Below are 14,472 nucleotides of genomic sequence, written 5' to 3' on the forward strand. Positions count from 1 at the left end.
GGACTCCCCAAAGTTAGGGGTACCCACAGCTGTGGCTAAACTAGCCGCTATGTCTAGTTTCCTCATCCACGGCGTCTGGTTGCCCTCAGCGGGACTGGGTGTGTGGATTGAGCAGTTGGAGGGGCACAAAATTGTCACCCCGGCGGCAGTGCCGCAGGGATATTTCCCGCCAGCACTAGAAAAGATCCTCAAAGGCAAGACGTTCCGCAATCGGGCGCGGATGTCGCTGCGCACGCCCAAGGGAAAAGACGTCACCCTGATGGTGCCTATGGCCTTATTTGATCCGCTGGGAATGGTAGAGACACTTCAGCGCACGCGGGAATCGTTAAGCAGCCCGGAGGTCAGTGCACAACAACGCCAGACCCTAGCGCCAGACCTCTTGTGGCTAGCGCAGGCATATGCTGGTTTGGCGCAGTGGGTGCGCGCTGGCCGGGTGACCCTGCGCATGAACTATCAATCGGGCGAGTGGGTGCCCATGTGGCAGCTGGCTACGGGGCTAGCAGAGCGCGGTTGGTTGGCAGAGATGATTGCCGCAGCCCCGCAGGTGCTCACCGTTAATAATGGGGTCTTGGCAGAGGATATGGCTGATGAGCTCACCCACTGGATTGCCTTCCGTGAGCTCCAAGAACTAAGCACCCAACCACGACCTTACCCATGGCATCATTTTGTGGACTCCATCTTGCACACCACTGCGGTACGTAAAGGTCGCGCCCAGTTGCTGCGCGGCTTAAACGAGTGGCGCGACTCGATAATGGACGTCCAATTGCAGCTGGTGTTCATTGTGGAAGAACCTGGGGATGAGCCGCAAGAACCTGCGGTAGGGGTCGGTGCGGGAGCCGAGGGGGCATCGGCAAGCTCAGATGAAGGTGACATGTGGCCGGTGCGGGTGTGCGTGCGCTCGGGTACCGATGCCCCGGTGCCCATGCGCCAGACCCAGCTAGACCATTCCAGCATGGAGCGGCTGCGGGCGTCCCAGCAGCGGGCCATTGCCATATCGCCACTGCTGGACCCGAACACGTACCACCCACACCCGGAAGAGGCGTACCGGATGGGGGACTGGGATGTCTACCTCACCACCGACGACCTGGTGCGCTTTGTCAGCACCGACACCGCCCAACTCCAGGCGGCCGGGTTTACCGTGATGTTGCCCAAGGCCTGGGCACACATGTCCACCACCGCGCAGCTGGAGGTGCGCGAGATTGACCCGGCGGCTGCCGCAAACGCTGCCACGCACAGCCACGTGGGCTTTGAGAAGCTGGTGGCCTACGACTGGAAAGTTTCGGTGGGCGACACGCAGCTTAGTGATGAAGAAATGGAGCAGCTGGTCGCCTCCAAATCTGGGCTAATTAAGCTGCGGGGCCAGTGGGTGATGGCAGATACCTCCACGCTGAGCAAAATCGGCGATTATATGGAACAGCTGGCCGCTGCCGCCCGCAAGCAGGCGCGTGCCCGGGTGGAGGAGGCCCTGCGTCGCGCTGAGGAAGCCCGCGAATTGGGACTGCCTGGCTGGGAGGAACGTCTCGAGCGCGCGCAGGAGGCCCAGCAGGCGCTGCTGGCATATGAGGACGATGACACCCAGGGCGTGGTCTCCCTGGCGGAGTTGCGCCGCCTGGCCCTGGAATCTGCCGTGGAGCAGCCGGTGGAGTTTAGCGGCTCAGCCTGGCATGCCTCTCTGCTGGGCGGGATGGATAGCCCTTCGCCCCAGCCCGTGGATATCCCACCGACGGTGCACGCGCAGCTGCGGGAGTACCAGCACCGCGGCGTGGACTGGTTATATTGGATGTCGCGCAACAATCTGGGGGCAGTGCTGGCAGACGACATGGGCTTGGGCAAGACCCTACAGCTGTTGAGTTTGCTGGCAGTCGAGCAGGAGCTTGCCGATTCCCCCGGCCCCACCTTAGTGGTCGCCCCCACCTCCGTAGTGGGAAATTGGCGCCGGGAAGCCGCCCGGTTTGTACCGCACTTCAAGGTCATTGTTCACCACGGGACCCAGCGCCCGCGCGGGGCAGACTTCCTGAAAGCGGTAGCAGACGCTGATGTGGTCATTACTTCTTATGGCACGGCGACGCGCGACTTTGCCGTCTTGGGAGCAGTGGAATGGGAGCACGTGGTGCTAGATGAGGCTCAGGCGATTAAGAACCCTGGCACGCACACCTCTAAGGCGGTGCGCTCGCTGCCGGCGCGGCAGCGCATAGCGCTCACCGGTACCCCGGTGGAAAATCGTTTGAGTGAGATGCGCTCGATTGTGGACTTCTGCAACCCCGGGGTGCTGGGATCTGCGTCTTTCTTCCGCAACCACTTTGCCAAGCCGATTGAGGGAGGCCAGGCCCCTGAGCTGGCCGAACACCTTCGCGCCTTGGTGGCGCCGTTTATTCTGCGGCGGCTTAAGACGGATAAGTCTATTATTGATGACTTGCCAGAAAAGACCGAGCAGGTTATCACCGTGAACTTGACCTCGGAACAAGCCGCACTGTATCGCTCCCTGGTGGATGACATCACGCGCAGGCTGGAGTCGGCAGAGCCGATGGCGCGCCGGGGGCTGATTTTGGCGTCCCTGACGCGCATTAAGCAGATTTGTAATCACCCAGCGCACTATCTGGGCGATGGCAGTGCTGTCACGCTCAAGGGCAAGCACCGTTCCGGTAAGGTGGCGGAGCTAATCCGCATTATTGATGAAGCCCAGCAAGCCGGTGAACGCTTGTTGATCTTTACTCAGTACCGGGCGTTTGGGCAGTTGTTGGTGCCGTATTTGTCACAGCACCTTGGCCAAGAGGTTCCTTTCTTGCACGGTGGGGTGAGCAAAAACAAGCGTGACGCCATGGTGGAGGACTTCCAGCGCGGCGACGGACCGGCGGCCATGGTGCTCTCCCTTAAAGCTGGCGGAACGGGACTCAACCTCACCGCCGCCAACATCGTGGTGCACATGGACCGTTGGTGGAACCCGGCGGTGGAAAACCAAGCTACCGATCGTGCGTTCCGTATTGGCCAACAGCGCAATGTGCAGGTGTACAAGATGATTACCGCCGGAACGCTGGAGGAATCCATCCAGGACATTCTCGACGGCAAGACCAAATTGGCCGGCGCCGTGGTGGGCGAGGGTGAAGGTTGGCTAACGGAGCTGAACCCAGATCAATTGGCAGAGCTGATGCACTACCGCGCGGACGCTGAAGAGGAGGCATAGTAATGGCCAGCGGGAATGATAAGAACAATGCCAACAATGCCAACAATGTCACCTTTGTGAACTTCCGCACACGGCAGCGGGCGAGCTCCCCGGAAGAAGTAGCCCATTTGGAAGCGAGGGTACCGGCACGCCGGGGGCGTACGCCTCAGTCGCCGTCTGCTCAGGTGAGCCACCGACACTTTGGCTCCACCATGGGTCCGGCGGCAACCCGCCTGATTTCTTTTATTAGTCGACGCGTGGACAGTGGCCGCTTGCAGCGCGGGCGCGATTATGCGCGTGCGGGCAACGTGGTGGGGCTCGATATTAGGGTGGGCGCGGCGCACGGGCGGGTGGCTGGAAGCCAGAACCAGCCCTTTGAGGTGCTGTTGCAGCTGCCGCACCGCAGCAGCGCGCAGTTGCTGGAGTTATCGCACATCATGGCCCGGGAGTCGAATTCCTTGCGACTTGCCCGCGAGGGCGTGGTCAGTGAAGAGCTCTTGGACATCTTGTTGGGTGAAGAGAGCCAAGACCTGCGGGTGCGGTGTACGTGTCCTGATGGAGCTTTGGTGTGCAAGCATATTGTTGCTGTGGGGGAGCGGCTGGCGGCGCGGATGGATGCGGATCCCGGCGTGGTTTTTGCTTTGCGCGGCCTGGATTTTCGCACCTTGGAGCGCAATTTGCTCAACGAGGCCGGTGCTGGTGCTCAGGATGTGGTCGCCCTGTCAGGCGGTCGCAACCTTGCGGAGAGCAACGAGTTGTTTTGGTCTGGGCGCGAGCTGCCAGATTTGCCGGAGCCCAAGACGGCGCCCGTGCTGGAGGACTCCGATATGGATTTGCTGCGCAAGGCGCTGCGCGCGGTATGTCATACCAACATTGAGCTGCTGCGGGCTGTGAGTGACATAGAGGAGCTCTACGAGCACCTTACTCGGTAGCGTGACTGGTGGCCGCGGGTTTTGCTTGAGCTTCCCGATGCCCTGTTCGATTCAGGTGCGTCCAATGTCCCGGCTTTGTTCTATGGTATGAGTCATGAATATGAGCAGTAGTAAACCGGAATACAAGGCCATGTCGGGACATAGGGACAAACTGGAAAATATCGCACGAAGTGTGACCTTTATCCATACGTCGGATTTTCAGTTGGGGATGCAGCGCTGGTTCCTTGAAGGGGAGGCTCAAGCGAGATTCAATAACGCCCGCTTAGCCGCTATTGACCGCCTGGGAGGTTTAGCTAAAGACACTGGGGCCCAGTTCATCGTGGTAGCTGGGGATGTCTTTGATGCCAACTCGCTGTCCAATACAACCACCAAGCGTGCTATGGAGCGCCTGCGCAGGCTACCAGTACCGGTGTATTTACTCCCCGGAAACCATGACCCGCTGGTGGCGGACTCGATCTTGAACAAGATGGAGGGGGAGAATATCCATGTCATCAGTGACTGCGATCCGGTGGTGGCCCTTCCCGGGGTTGAGGTAGTGGGCGCTCCGCTGATGACGAAGCATGCCACTCGCGACTTGGTTGCACAGATGTTGGAACCTTTGGAGCCTACCCAGAACATTCGGGTAGCTGTGGGGCACGGGCAGGTCTTTAGCCGGGCCGGGGATAGTGCACCGGATCAGATTGACCTCCCCACGGTGGAGGAGGCCTTAGCGAACCGGGTTTTCGACTACCTGGCATTGGGGGATACTCACTCGACACAAAGCTTGAGTGACACGGGGGCCGTGTGGTTTTCCGGGGCACCGGAGACCACAGACTTTCACGGCGTGGACGCCGGCGGGGGTGGTAACGGGGAGGTTGACTCGGGCAATGCACTGGTGGTGACCATTAGTAAAGACGCCGGTGGGGTCAGCGTCGATGTGAGCAAGCATGCCATCGGCACCTGGACCTTCCATGCAGTAGACGCCCAGCTGAACTCTATGGCCGATGTGGAGGCCTTCCTCCAGCGGCTAGCGGATTACCCCAACAAGGATGAGACGGTGATCAAGTACGGATTGACGGGAACGCTCAGCTTGCAGGCTCAAGCCGCTCTTGAACAGGGATTGGCGGAGTTCGGAAGTATTTTTGCAGCGCTCTACCCCCGTGACCGCCGCATGGATTTGGTTCTGGAACCCGCAGAAGGCGAGTTGGAGGAGTTGAACCTTCAGGGGTATGCAGCAGGCGTGTTGGAGGAATTAGTAGATAGGTTGGGTCAGGACCCGGTGGCGCGGGATGCCGCTAACCTGCTCTTTCGTCTAGCCGGCGGACAAGCAGCACTGGTATCAGGCGTGAAAGAGGGGAAGTAGCCATGCGCATCAAGTCCATTGAGCTACACAATGTGCGTGGGGTCAAACATCTGCGCGCGGAGAATCTGCCGGAGACCGGCGTCATTGTCATCCATGGCCCTAATGAGGCTGGTAAGTCTACAATTGCGGACGCTATTCGAATTGTGCTGACAGAAAAGGCGAGTGCCAAAACCAAGCCGAATAGCCCCAAGGCGCGCAATAGTGATATCCCGCATAGGGGCACGCAGTGGTTGCAGTCAGTTCATTCCGATAAAGCTCCGGAGGTCACCCTGGATCTCACGGTGGGGCCATATGAATTCCGGATCCATAAGCGCTGGATTAAAACCCCGGAGACGGAGTTGACCATTTTTGCTCCCCAGCGCGCCTCGCTCACCGGTGAGGAGGCAGAAAACCAGCTGCAGGCCATTTTGGAGCAACACTTGGATGCCAAGTTGCTCAACGCCCTATTCCTTCAACAGGACCAGCTTGATACTGCCATTGTGGCTTCCGGGCTGCCTTCTTTGGAACGCGTGCTTACTGCTACCACGGGAGCGAAGTCTCGCAGCTCCGAAGAAGACACGGTGTTGATGCAGCGCGTGGAGGCCGAGTATTCCCGGTACTTCACCGACAAAACTGGCCGTCCTGCCAAGGAATTGAAGGACGCACAGACGCGGGAAAAGGATGCTGCGCAGGTCTTGCGCGATGCGCAGCAGGCGCAACAGGCGCTGGACGGCAATGTGGAACAATACTCGCGGGCAATGGCAGATCGGGATAAGGCGGCAGCTGCGCTGCCGGGTGCTCTTGAGTCATTGGCGGAAAGGCACGCCGCGGCAAAGTCTGCGCAAGAGTTGCTTGATAGTGTCGAGGCCCAGCGGGAGAAGTTGGCCCTTGCCCAACGGGAAGATGAGCGCGCGCGGGAAGACCTGATGCGCCGTGAGGAACTTAGCCAGCAGGTCGCTGCTGCGCAGGAAGCCCTGGAGCACACTGCTGCGGAGCTTGAGGAGGCTGCCGCGAAGAATGAGCAGGAGAGCGCTGCGCTAGAAAACCTGCAGGCTGCAGTGGATGAGGCCCGGGAGCACCGTGCGCAAGCGCGCAGGGCCGTGCGTGCTGCGAAGCAGGCGGTGCGCGCGATTGAAGCGCGGGAGGATCTCACCCGCCTGCAGGACAAGGTCACTGCCCTGGAGGGGCTGCAAGCAGCTGTTGATGGGGCCAACAAGTTGGCGGCTGCGCGCGGTCGGATTATTCAGGATGCCGATGTGGAGGCTGTCGAGTCTGCCAATAATAGCCTGCAGGTAGCACTGAGCCTTAAGGAACAAGCGGCGGCGAAGCTCATCTTCCACCCTGCCGATACCGCCGAGGTCACCGTGAGCAGTACGTCTCAGGTGCTTCCAGCCGGGCAAGACACGGTACTAGCTCTAGACGCGACTACCGACTTGGTCATTGGCTCCATCCCAGTGCGCTTCGAACCCGGCGCCCAAGGTAAGGACCTTGTGCAAAAGGTGGCTGATGCCCAAGAATTACTGGATGAATTGCTGGAGGAATTAGACTGCTCCAGCGTCGAGCAGGTGCGCAGCCGTCGCGTTGAGCACCAAGAGATTGACCATCGGTTGCGCGCAGCAAAGGCTGAACTCAAGAAGGCCTTGGGGAATGACTCTCTCAGCGCCTTGCGTGCCGAATTACAAGCTGCCCGGGAACGCGTTGAAGCCACCGTGCAAGCATGTCAGTCTGCCGATGCCGCCACGGTCACCGCTGGAGGCGAGGCCGTAGAGCTGGGGGCAGACCAAACTGCAGACCAGATCGTAGATCCGGCAGGGGAGAAGCCCGGAGAACCGGTCCTGGATAAGGCCGCTGCACAAGAGGCTGAGCTGGCTGCCGAAGAAGCGAGTGCCCAAAGCGAAGCGGCCCTAGAAAATGCCGAGGCGAAGCTGGCGCCGTTGCAGAAGCGTCCCGCATTCGTGGCGTTGGCTACTGCGCAACAGGCTCATGAGCAAGCTGAAGTACAGCTTAAGCGGGCGGAGGAAGCACTGGCTGCGGCTGAAAAGGCGCTGCCAGGCGAGGAACTTGCCCAGAAGACACAGCGTGCCGCAGCGCTCGTGGCTGAGCTGAAGGAGGCTGTAGCAACAGCTGAGGCCACGCTCCGGGAGACGGATGTGCAACAAGTGCAGAACCTCTTCGAAGGAGCGCAAGAGAAAGTGAGTTCACTTCGCAAGCGCAAGGATGCCGCCGAAAACACTATGAACAGCTTGAAGCTTGTCATTGAGCAAGCCGAAGGTGCCGCTGAGAAGTTGCGGAATGCCGAGTCCAGTTGGGAGGCAGCGAAGGCTGTGTTGGCCTCTACGCAGCAGCGTGCTGAGGCCGCCAAGCTGTTGTACACCACTATGGTGGTGCACCGGGATGCTGCCCGCAAACGCTACGCCGCTCCTTATGCAGCGGAGCTGAGTACTTTAGCCAGCGCTATCTTTGGTCCAGATGTAGAATTCGGGCTCAATGAGGAACTGGAAATCGTCAACCGCAGCCAAGGAGAAACTACGGTTCCGCTTGAGGATCTTTCTGGTGGGGCGCGAGAACAGTTGGCATTGATTACACGGTTTGCTATCGCTCAGCTGGTAGCCCGCGGTAGCGAAGAACAATCGGTTCCTGTGTTGGTGGATGATGCCCTGGGGTCTACCGACCAGCACCGCTTGGACCTGATAGCTGCAGTATTCACGCAAGCAGCCAAGAACAGCCAAGTAATTGTTCTGACCTGTATGCCGGAGCGCTACGACAGCATCCCAGGCAAGGTGGAGTTCGACATCGAGCAGCTCAAGCAGGCGCCAGCCAGTACGGTCCTGTAGCGGCGCCTGCGACCGCCCGCACTGGGGGCGCAACTGCCCGTACTGGGGGCGCAACTGCCCGCACTGGGGGCGCAACTGCCCGTACTGGGGCCGCGACCGCCCGCACAGGGGCTGCGACCGCTTGCAGGTCGGCGGGGTGCTTTAGAATGACGGCCATGATGGGCCAAGAATTGTTTGAACACCCTCGCCGGCAATACCGGGAATACGGCATCGAGGTTATCGACGGTGCCGCACAGCTGTTGTCCGCACCGGAAGACTACGAGTCTGGGAATGCTAGCGAAGAGTCGTTGGATGCTTTAGAAGCAATCCTTAAGCGTTACCCGGACCTTGCCGTCACGTTTGACGAGGCAGCGGGGGAGTGGATTGCTGGCACCGAAGACAGTGTAGAGCGGATGTTTGCGGACCGGGAGAAGTTTATTGCGGCACTTGAAGCCGGAGAAGATCCGGGCCTTTAAACCATAACTGTTTGATCTACGTCAATGGACTAGATTCTGCCGGGCGAGGCTATCCGGTGGAGCTAACCGCAGTAGTTTCTCCAGGAATGATTTTCTCCAGGGAATGGGGAAATTATTGCTCCGAGCTGCTACAGTAAGTGTTGTCAAAAACAACGCTAATCCTCCATCTCGACGGCCTCGGCGGCAAGGGTGCGGGCCGGGTCACCGGATTGGCACAAAGGATGTACCGAAAGGAATGCAGGCGCAATGAGCAATCGTCAGGAACTAGAAACTCGGGAAGCAGCTGCACGCGACAAGGGTGATGGCTGGGTTGGCGAGTTCGTCTTTGTAATTCCCATGTTCATCCTGATGGCCATTGTCTGGTGGGGTTCCCTGGTGGGCATGCACTACATCGAGTGGGGCACACTCTTCTAGACGGACTGCTCAACCAGAGCTATCCGTCGCACACTTTCTCCCTCCACGCATTATGTGTGGAGGGTTTCGTGTTGCTTGAGCGCAGAGCAGTTTGACTCGCACAGCTCGTACCAGTCGCGCTAGTAGCCTGACACCAGTCGCGCTAGGAGCCTCGTACCATTCACGCTGGGAGCTTCTGCACCAGGAGTACTTGGTGCAAAAGACGGTCCTTTTTGTGGCCCGAGTTGGCTTGTTTTAGTGTGGAAGCAGGTCCAAGCACGACCCCCTAGTCGCTAGTCCCGTTTCCCTTGGCCTCTGTGCGCTAGTCCCAGTTTCCCTTGGCCTCTGTGTGCTAGTCCCAGCTGCCCCACGCGCTACCTGTATATGAAACTATCCCGCGATATATACAGGTAGCCGTGAGCCTGATTTGCGACCTGGGAAAACGCAACCACCCCTGGGTCACCTGTATATGAAACTATCCCGCGATATATACAAGTAGAGTGAGGCCTGATGGCCTAGGGCGGCTCGAGTCGCGAGGTACGGGGCTTGGTTTCGACGCTCTCGGTCCGACACCCGACCTGCGGGTGCTTGCACTCCGGTGGCTGCTGCCGCCCCTAAGCCGTTGGCATTTAGCAGCGGTGACCCGTTCCTGGCAAAACTCTCTTAAAAAACTCAGTCCGCCCTTCCTTCCGGCCCTCACTAACCGCCCTTCCGGCCCTCACTAACTTTGCGTGGAGGGCTTCGTGTTGCTTGAGAGCGGGGCAGTTTCGGCTTGTGCCAGGAGCTGCATACCGCCTCGCGCTAGGAGCTCCGCACCAGGAGCACCAGGAGTCCTTAGTGCGCAGGGCGGACCTTCTTAGCGCACGCGAGTAGCCCTCTCTTAGCGCACGCGAGTAGCCCTCTGCGCAACAAGCGCCGAGGGTATTTTTCGCTCTGACCAGGCTAATTGAAAGCTCATTTCACTCGATGTGCATTCTGCGCACGGATGAGTTAGTATAGCTATAGCCCGTTGAGCTGAGCTCCGGGCGGCAGTCCCGGCCAACCACCCCCCCCCGAGCGGCCGGGGCTGCTTTAATTTTTCCTTCCTTTCGTAGCTTTAGAGGTTTGCGGTTTCTTGCATATTAACCGACGGTGCGGAATTTTGGAAGCATTTTATTCACGTCTTTAAAACCGCAGGTCAAGCGCTATAAAATCGCGGTGTTAGACTCCCCCCGCTCATTACCCCCTGTGCTGCTTTGTTGATCCCACAGCAAAGGGACGGTTGGCCGTATGTGAGGGGGCTTTCGGCGGTGTGTTGGCGGTTTTGAGTAAGCTTGCCGGTGACGCTGTTGTGGCGTCCCCTCTTCTAGCGGTGCGAATAAGTCTCCGCCGCTAGTGTGGAGCTTAAAGTAGCGCTTGCTAGTTTTGGGTCCACCTCGCCTGCGGGAAGGGGGTGAGATGAAATGCCGAAGCCTGCAGACGGCGGAAAGCCGGATAAAGGAAAAGCTCGGAGGGTAATCGGAAAGATTACGGTCCGAGCCTTCGGGGCGCTAGTTGCCAGGCTACTCGCGGATGCAATCCGTGAGTTTATAACCTGGCTAGCTAGCTAGTCTCACGAAACCCTCACGCAAGGTTAGCCGCCTCGTGGGGGTTTCGCCATGTAGGTGACATTGGAGCGGCGAGCTTTCATGTCACCACCCACTATAGCGAAAGATGAGCAGTGTTGTCACCCCCGTTGGCTCAGTTTGGCCTCAGCTTAACGCCCGCGGTAGGCGGGCGGCATAGGCTTCGTGCGAGAGAGTCGGGAACGGGCCATTAGGCCGTGAGTGGCTAGAAGTGACACGACACGAGGTATGAAAAAGTGCCCCTGACAGGGATCGAACCTGCGACCTTCGGTACCGGAAACCGATGCTCTAATCCGCTGAGCTACAGAGGCATGCGCTCCACTGCAGTGGAGCAACGCTAAGTAATCATAGCCCATGAGTGAGGCTAGTGTGCAATTGGGTGGTGGGATGGGGAATGTGCGCGTTGGCAGCGGGGTAGGGAATGGATAAAGCCTAGGACACCAGCACCACGATGAGATCCCGTGGGCCGTGGACTCCTTCGACTCGGGATAGTTCGATATCGGAGGTGGCGGAGGGGCCGGAGATCCAGGTGATGGGGTGCTGGGGATTGAGGCGGGCCACCATTTCTGGAACGCCGTAGACTATCTGGTCTGCCCGTACGATGACCACGTGCCGGTCGGGGACTAAGGATAAGGCCCGCCGGCCGCATAAGGGGCCGGCTTCTAAGGCAATGGTCCCGGTTTGCGCGCAGGAGACGTGGCAGGCGGTGACAACGGCATCGACGGAATCGAGGAGACGCGGATCGCTGTCGCGGTTATCGGGGCTGGCGGTGCCCGAAAAGTTGGCGAATAGTTCCGCGTTGAGGCCCTCTGCGTAGCGGACTTGCGTGCACCCCCGATTGTGGAGGATGTCGGCGATGGTGGCTGGAAGCTGATCCTCGGCGCACTGGTGAACTTCTGCCTTGTAGTCTTCGAGGCGGTCGATAAGCATGTCTCGCAACTCCTCAGGATTGAGGGTGCCGCTGGTGCGGTAGTCGCGGGGAACTTCAACAGAAGCGGCAAGCCCTGCGGAGCGTTGAGCGGCGCGGATGCGGGCCAGAATTTCGGAACGCGACACTAGTGGGTACCTTCTTCGTGTTGGTCGGCGGGGATACGGGAGGAAGCGTTGGGGTTAGGGGCGCTGGGGGTGGCGGGGGCATCGGCAGACAAGGCGTTAGACAGGGCGTTGGTGGGCAGCCCCTCAGCGCGGGCCTGGGCTAGCAGGTCCTGGGCGGCGTCGGTGGCAAACCATTGGCGGAAGGACTGCTTGGGGGGAACGGCGGTATCGCGCGTGGCGGACCACCCGGAGAGGAACAGCGGCAGCGAGTCAATGACACCGTTGAAGCCGCCCAGAACCCGGCCCAGGGCCACCAGGTGGGTGACGCGGTTCCATAGCGCAGGACGGTCCCACAACAACTGTATGGTCTTAAACAGATAGGGCTCTACCGGCGGGGCGGCGGTGGTCACTTTCTGGTGGCGGTTTTCTAAGATGACCTGGGAAAGTGGGATTTTGACGGGACAGACCTCATCGCAACGCCCGCACAGTGAACAGGCGTAGGGCAGGGATGCAGAGGGGTCGTGGTGGTCAGCCATTCCCGTCAGCTGCGGGGTCAGGGCAATGCCAATGGGGCCGGGGTAGACAGAACCGTAGGCGTGGCCGCCGGCTCGCTCATAGACTGGGCAGACATTCAGGCAGGCAGAACAACGGATGCATTTGAGCGCCTGGTGGCCCACGGGCGAAGCCAGCGCGGCAGTGCGGCCATTATCCAGCAGGACCACGTGGAAGTTTTGCGGACCATCGCCGGGGGTGACCCCGGACCACAGGGAGGTGTAGGGGTTCATGCGCTCGGCTGTAGAAGAACGGGGCAGCAGTTGCAAGAATACTTCCAGGTCCTGGAATGTGGGGACCAGCTTTTCTATCCCCATGACGGTAATCAGGGTCTCCGGCAGGGTCAGGCACATGCGCCCGTTGCCTTCAGATTCCACTACGCTAATGGTGCCGGTTTCGGCCACGCCAAAGTTCGCCCCGGAAATAGCTACGGTGGCCTTCATGAACTGCTGGCGAAGGAAGACGCGGGCGGCCTCGGCAAGCTCGGGCGGGTTGGCAGCAAGCGAGGCATCGGTGTGCGGCATGGTGCGCACAAAAATATCGCGAATTTCGGCGCGGTTGCGATGGATGGCGGGCACCAGGATGTGCGAGGGCTTGTCTTGGCCTAATTGCACAATCAGCTCCGCCAAGTCAGTCTCTTGGGCGTGAATTCCTTCGGCCTCTAAGTGCTCGTTGAGTCCAATCTCCTGAGTAGCCATGGACTTGACCTTGACCACGTCGTTGGCGCCGGTAGCGCGGATGAGGCCGGTGATAATCCGGTTGGCCTCTGCGGCGTCACGCGCCCAGTGGACGGTGCCACCCCGGGCGGTGACCTGCTCTTCGAATTGGAGTAGCAGTTGGTCCATGCGTGCCGCCACGTCGGCTTTGAGCGCCGATCCGGCCGCGCGCAGCTGCTCCCAATCGGGGGTTTCTGTGACCGCCGCCTGCCGTTTGGTGCGAATGGTGGTGGTGGCGTGCTGCAGGTTGCGACGCTGGGTGGCGTTGTTAAGACCAGCATGGGCGGCGAAAACAAAGCCACTATCGCCACGCAGGTTTCCCACCGTAGCGGTGGCGCGAGGTGGGAAAGTGTCTGCAAAAGTAGCCATTACAGCATCTTCTCCTTCGGGTAGGCGGCGGAGTCTGGGGTCCAGGGGTGGGACTTGGTGGAGGCTAAAATCTCCGCGAGGTGGACGGCGCGGATTCCGGTGCGTTGGCGCGCGAGAGCACCGGCGATATTCATGAGGCAGGAGGAATCGCCGCCGGTGAGGTACTCCGCCTGGGTGTCTTTAACGTGGCGGGCTTTATCGGCCACCATGGCCTGAGAGACTTCCGGGTTCTTGAGGGAAAAGGTGCCGCCAAAGCCGCAGCATTCCTCCACGTTGGCTAACGGGACTAGGTCAATGCCCTCAACTTGTTCCAGCAGTTGGTAGGGCCTATCGCCTAATTTGAGGAAGCGCAGGCCATGGCAGGAGGAGTGGTAGGTCACCCGGTGGGGGAAGAAGGCGCCCACATTGGTCACGCCCGCGATGTCTACCAAAAACTCCGGAAGATCGTAGGTCTTGGCGGCTGCTTGTTGGGCACCGGCGACATCGGCAGGCTTTCCATGCCGTTGGGCCAGCTGCACGTGCTGTTCGCGCACCGCGCCCACGCACGATCCGGAGGCTGCGATCACGTAGTCGATGGAGGGGTCTGCGAAGGCCTCCGCATAAGTGCGAATCATCCCCAGGGATTCTTTTTGGTAGCCGGTGTTGATGTGCATTTGGCCGCAGCAGGTTTGCGCGGGCGGAAAAACCACCTCATGGCCCAGGCGGGCAAGGATGAGTGCGGTGGCCTTGTGGGCGTCGGGGAACAAGGCGTCCCCAATGCAGGTGGAAAACAGCGCTATGCGCATGTGGGCTCCTCGCGGTATTTTGGCTGTGATCAGGTGGTCAATAGTCGGTGGGTAGTCGCAGTCTTTCCCGGGCGATTCTACGCGTGTGGGGCACCTCTTAGCCACTCTGACCTGCATCTATTTCGCAAGATTGGTGTTGCGAAATTCCTTTGCGACCGCAGAGCAGTGCGGCAGGCGGCGCCTAGGGAAAACGCACGAGGGTGCCGAGGGAAAACGCACGGGAGCGCCCTGGGAGAGCGCGGGGAAGAGTGGAGAGCAGTCACAGCTGGGAGCGCGCAGTAAAGCCCTGGCCTAATGCAGGTTGGCGCCGGGGCAT

At 59.9% G+C, this 14,472-nt stretch carries 9 protein-coding genes and 1 tRNA gene; 6 read left to right on the top strand and 4 right to left on the bottom strand.

The window, feature by feature from the left end; genetic code table 11:
• Nucleotides 1-49 precede the first annotated feature (49 nt).
• From G7Y31_RS04525 to G7Y31_RS04550, 6 genes are all read left to right on the top strand, one after another.
• On the top strand, nucleotides 50-3,181 hold the full coding sequence (locus tag G7Y31_RS04525) for a DEAD/DEAH box helicase (protein WP_165009015.1): 3,132 nt from the start codon (nucleotides 50-52) through the stop codon (nucleotides 3,179-3,181).
• Nucleotides 3,182-3,183: 2 nt separating this feature from the next.
• Complete coding sequence (locus G7Y31_RS04530) at nucleotides 3,184-4,092, top strand: SWIM zinc finger family protein (RefSeq protein ID WP_165009017.1); 909 nt, start codon at nucleotides 3,184-3,186, stop codon at nucleotides 4,090-4,092.
• A gap of 130 nt (nucleotides 4,093-4,222) precedes the next feature.
• Nucleotides 4,223-5,434, top strand: coding sequence for a metallophosphoesterase family protein (locus G7Y31_RS04535; RefSeq protein WP_165009212.1), 1,212 nt, complete (start codon nucleotides 4,223-4,225; stop codon nucleotides 5,432-5,434).
• A gap of 2 nt (nucleotides 5,435-5,436) precedes the next feature.
• Nucleotides 5,437-8,247, top strand: a complete 2,811-nt coding sequence (locus tag G7Y31_RS04540) for an AAA family ATPase (protein ID WP_165009019.1) — start codon at nucleotides 5,437-5,439, stop codon at nucleotides 8,245-8,247.
• 155 nt (nucleotides 8,248-8,402) lie between these two features.
• Nucleotides 8,403-8,702: a molecular chaperone GrpE gene (locus tag G7Y31_RS04545; protein WP_165009020.1), complete on the top strand. Its 300-nt coding sequence runs from the start codon at nucleotides 8,403-8,405 to the stop codon at nucleotides 8,700-8,702.
• Between the two features lie 246 nt (nucleotides 8,703-8,948).
• Nucleotides 8,949-9,116: a hypothetical protein gene (locus G7Y31_RS04550; protein ID WP_165009022.1), complete on the top strand. Its 168-nt coding sequence runs from the start codon at nucleotides 8,949-8,951 to the stop codon at nucleotides 9,114-9,116.
• Between the two features lie 1,820 nt (nucleotides 9,117-10,936).
• Here the strand turns inward: G7Y31_RS04550 and G7Y31_RS04555 are convergent.
• The 4 genes from G7Y31_RS04555 to G7Y31_RS04570 all read right to left on the bottom strand — a co-directional run bounded on the left by G7Y31_RS04555 (nucleotide 10,937) and on the right by G7Y31_RS04570 (nucleotide 14,156).
• Nucleotides 10,937-11,010, bottom strand: a tRNA-Arg gene (locus G7Y31_RS04555).
• Nucleotides 11,011-11,131: 121 nt separating this feature from the next.
• Nucleotides 11,132-11,755 (bottom strand): LutC/YkgG family protein, encoded by a 624-nt coding sequence (locus tag G7Y31_RS04560; protein WP_165009024.1) that lies wholly within the window; start codon nucleotides 11,753-11,755, stop codon nucleotides 11,132-11,134.
• Nucleotides 11,755-13,371 carry a lactate utilization protein B gene (locus G7Y31_RS04565; protein WP_165009026.1) on the bottom strand — a complete coding sequence of 539 codons (1,617 nt, stop codon included), beginning with the start codon at nucleotides 13,369-13,371 and terminating at the stop codon, nucleotides 11,755-11,757. Before G7Y31_RS04565 ends, G7Y31_RS04560 begins: the two co-directional genes overlap by 1 nt.
• Complete coding sequence (locus tag G7Y31_RS04570; protein WP_165009028.1) at nucleotides 13,371-14,156, bottom strand: (Fe-S)-binding protein; 786 nt, start codon at nucleotides 14,154-14,156, stop codon at nucleotides 13,371-13,373. The genes G7Y31_RS04565 and G7Y31_RS04570 overlap by 1 nt, the downstream gene beginning before the upstream one ends.
• Nucleotides 14,157-14,472 lie beyond the last annotated feature (316 nt).

This window comes from Corynebacterium lizhenjunii, from assembly GCF_011038655.2.
GTDB classification, from domain to species: domain Bacteria; phylum Actinomycetota; class Actinomycetes; order Mycobacteriales; family Mycobacteriaceae; genus Corynebacterium; species Corynebacterium lizhenjunii.

Bases quoted from the DNA above. Each gene is read 5' to 3' on its own strand.
- G7Y31_RS04550 (WP_165009022.1), top strand. From the start codon at position 8,949: ATGAGCAATCGTCAGGAACTAGAAACTCGGGAAGCAGCTGCACGCGAC.
- G7Y31_RS04535 (WP_165009212.1), top strand. From the start codon at position 4,223: ATGTCGGGACATAGGGACAAACTGGAAAATATCGCACGAAGTGTGACC.
- G7Y31_RS04545 (WP_165009020.1), top strand. From the start codon at position 8,403: ATGATGGGCCAAGAATTGTTTGAACACCCTCGCCGGCAATACCGGGAA.
- G7Y31_RS04570 (WP_165009028.1), bottom strand. From the start codon at position 14,156: ATGCGCATAGCGCTGTTTTCCACCTGCATTGGGGACGCCTTGTTCCCC.
- G7Y31_RS04565 (WP_165009026.1), bottom strand. From the start codon at position 13,371: ATGGCTACTTTTGCAGACACTTTCCCACCTCGCGCCACCGCTACGGTG.
- G7Y31_RS04540 (WP_165009019.1), top strand. From the start codon at position 5,437: ATGCGCATCAAGTCCATTGAGCTACACAATGTGCGTGGGGTCAAACAT.
- G7Y31_RS04530 (WP_165009017.1), top strand. From the start codon at position 3,184: ATGGCCAGCGGGAATGATAAGAACAATGCCAACAATGCCAACAATGTC.
- G7Y31_RS04525 (WP_165009015.1), top strand. From the start codon at position 50: ATGTCTAGTTTCCTCATCCACGGCGTCTGGTTGCCCTCAGCGGGACTG.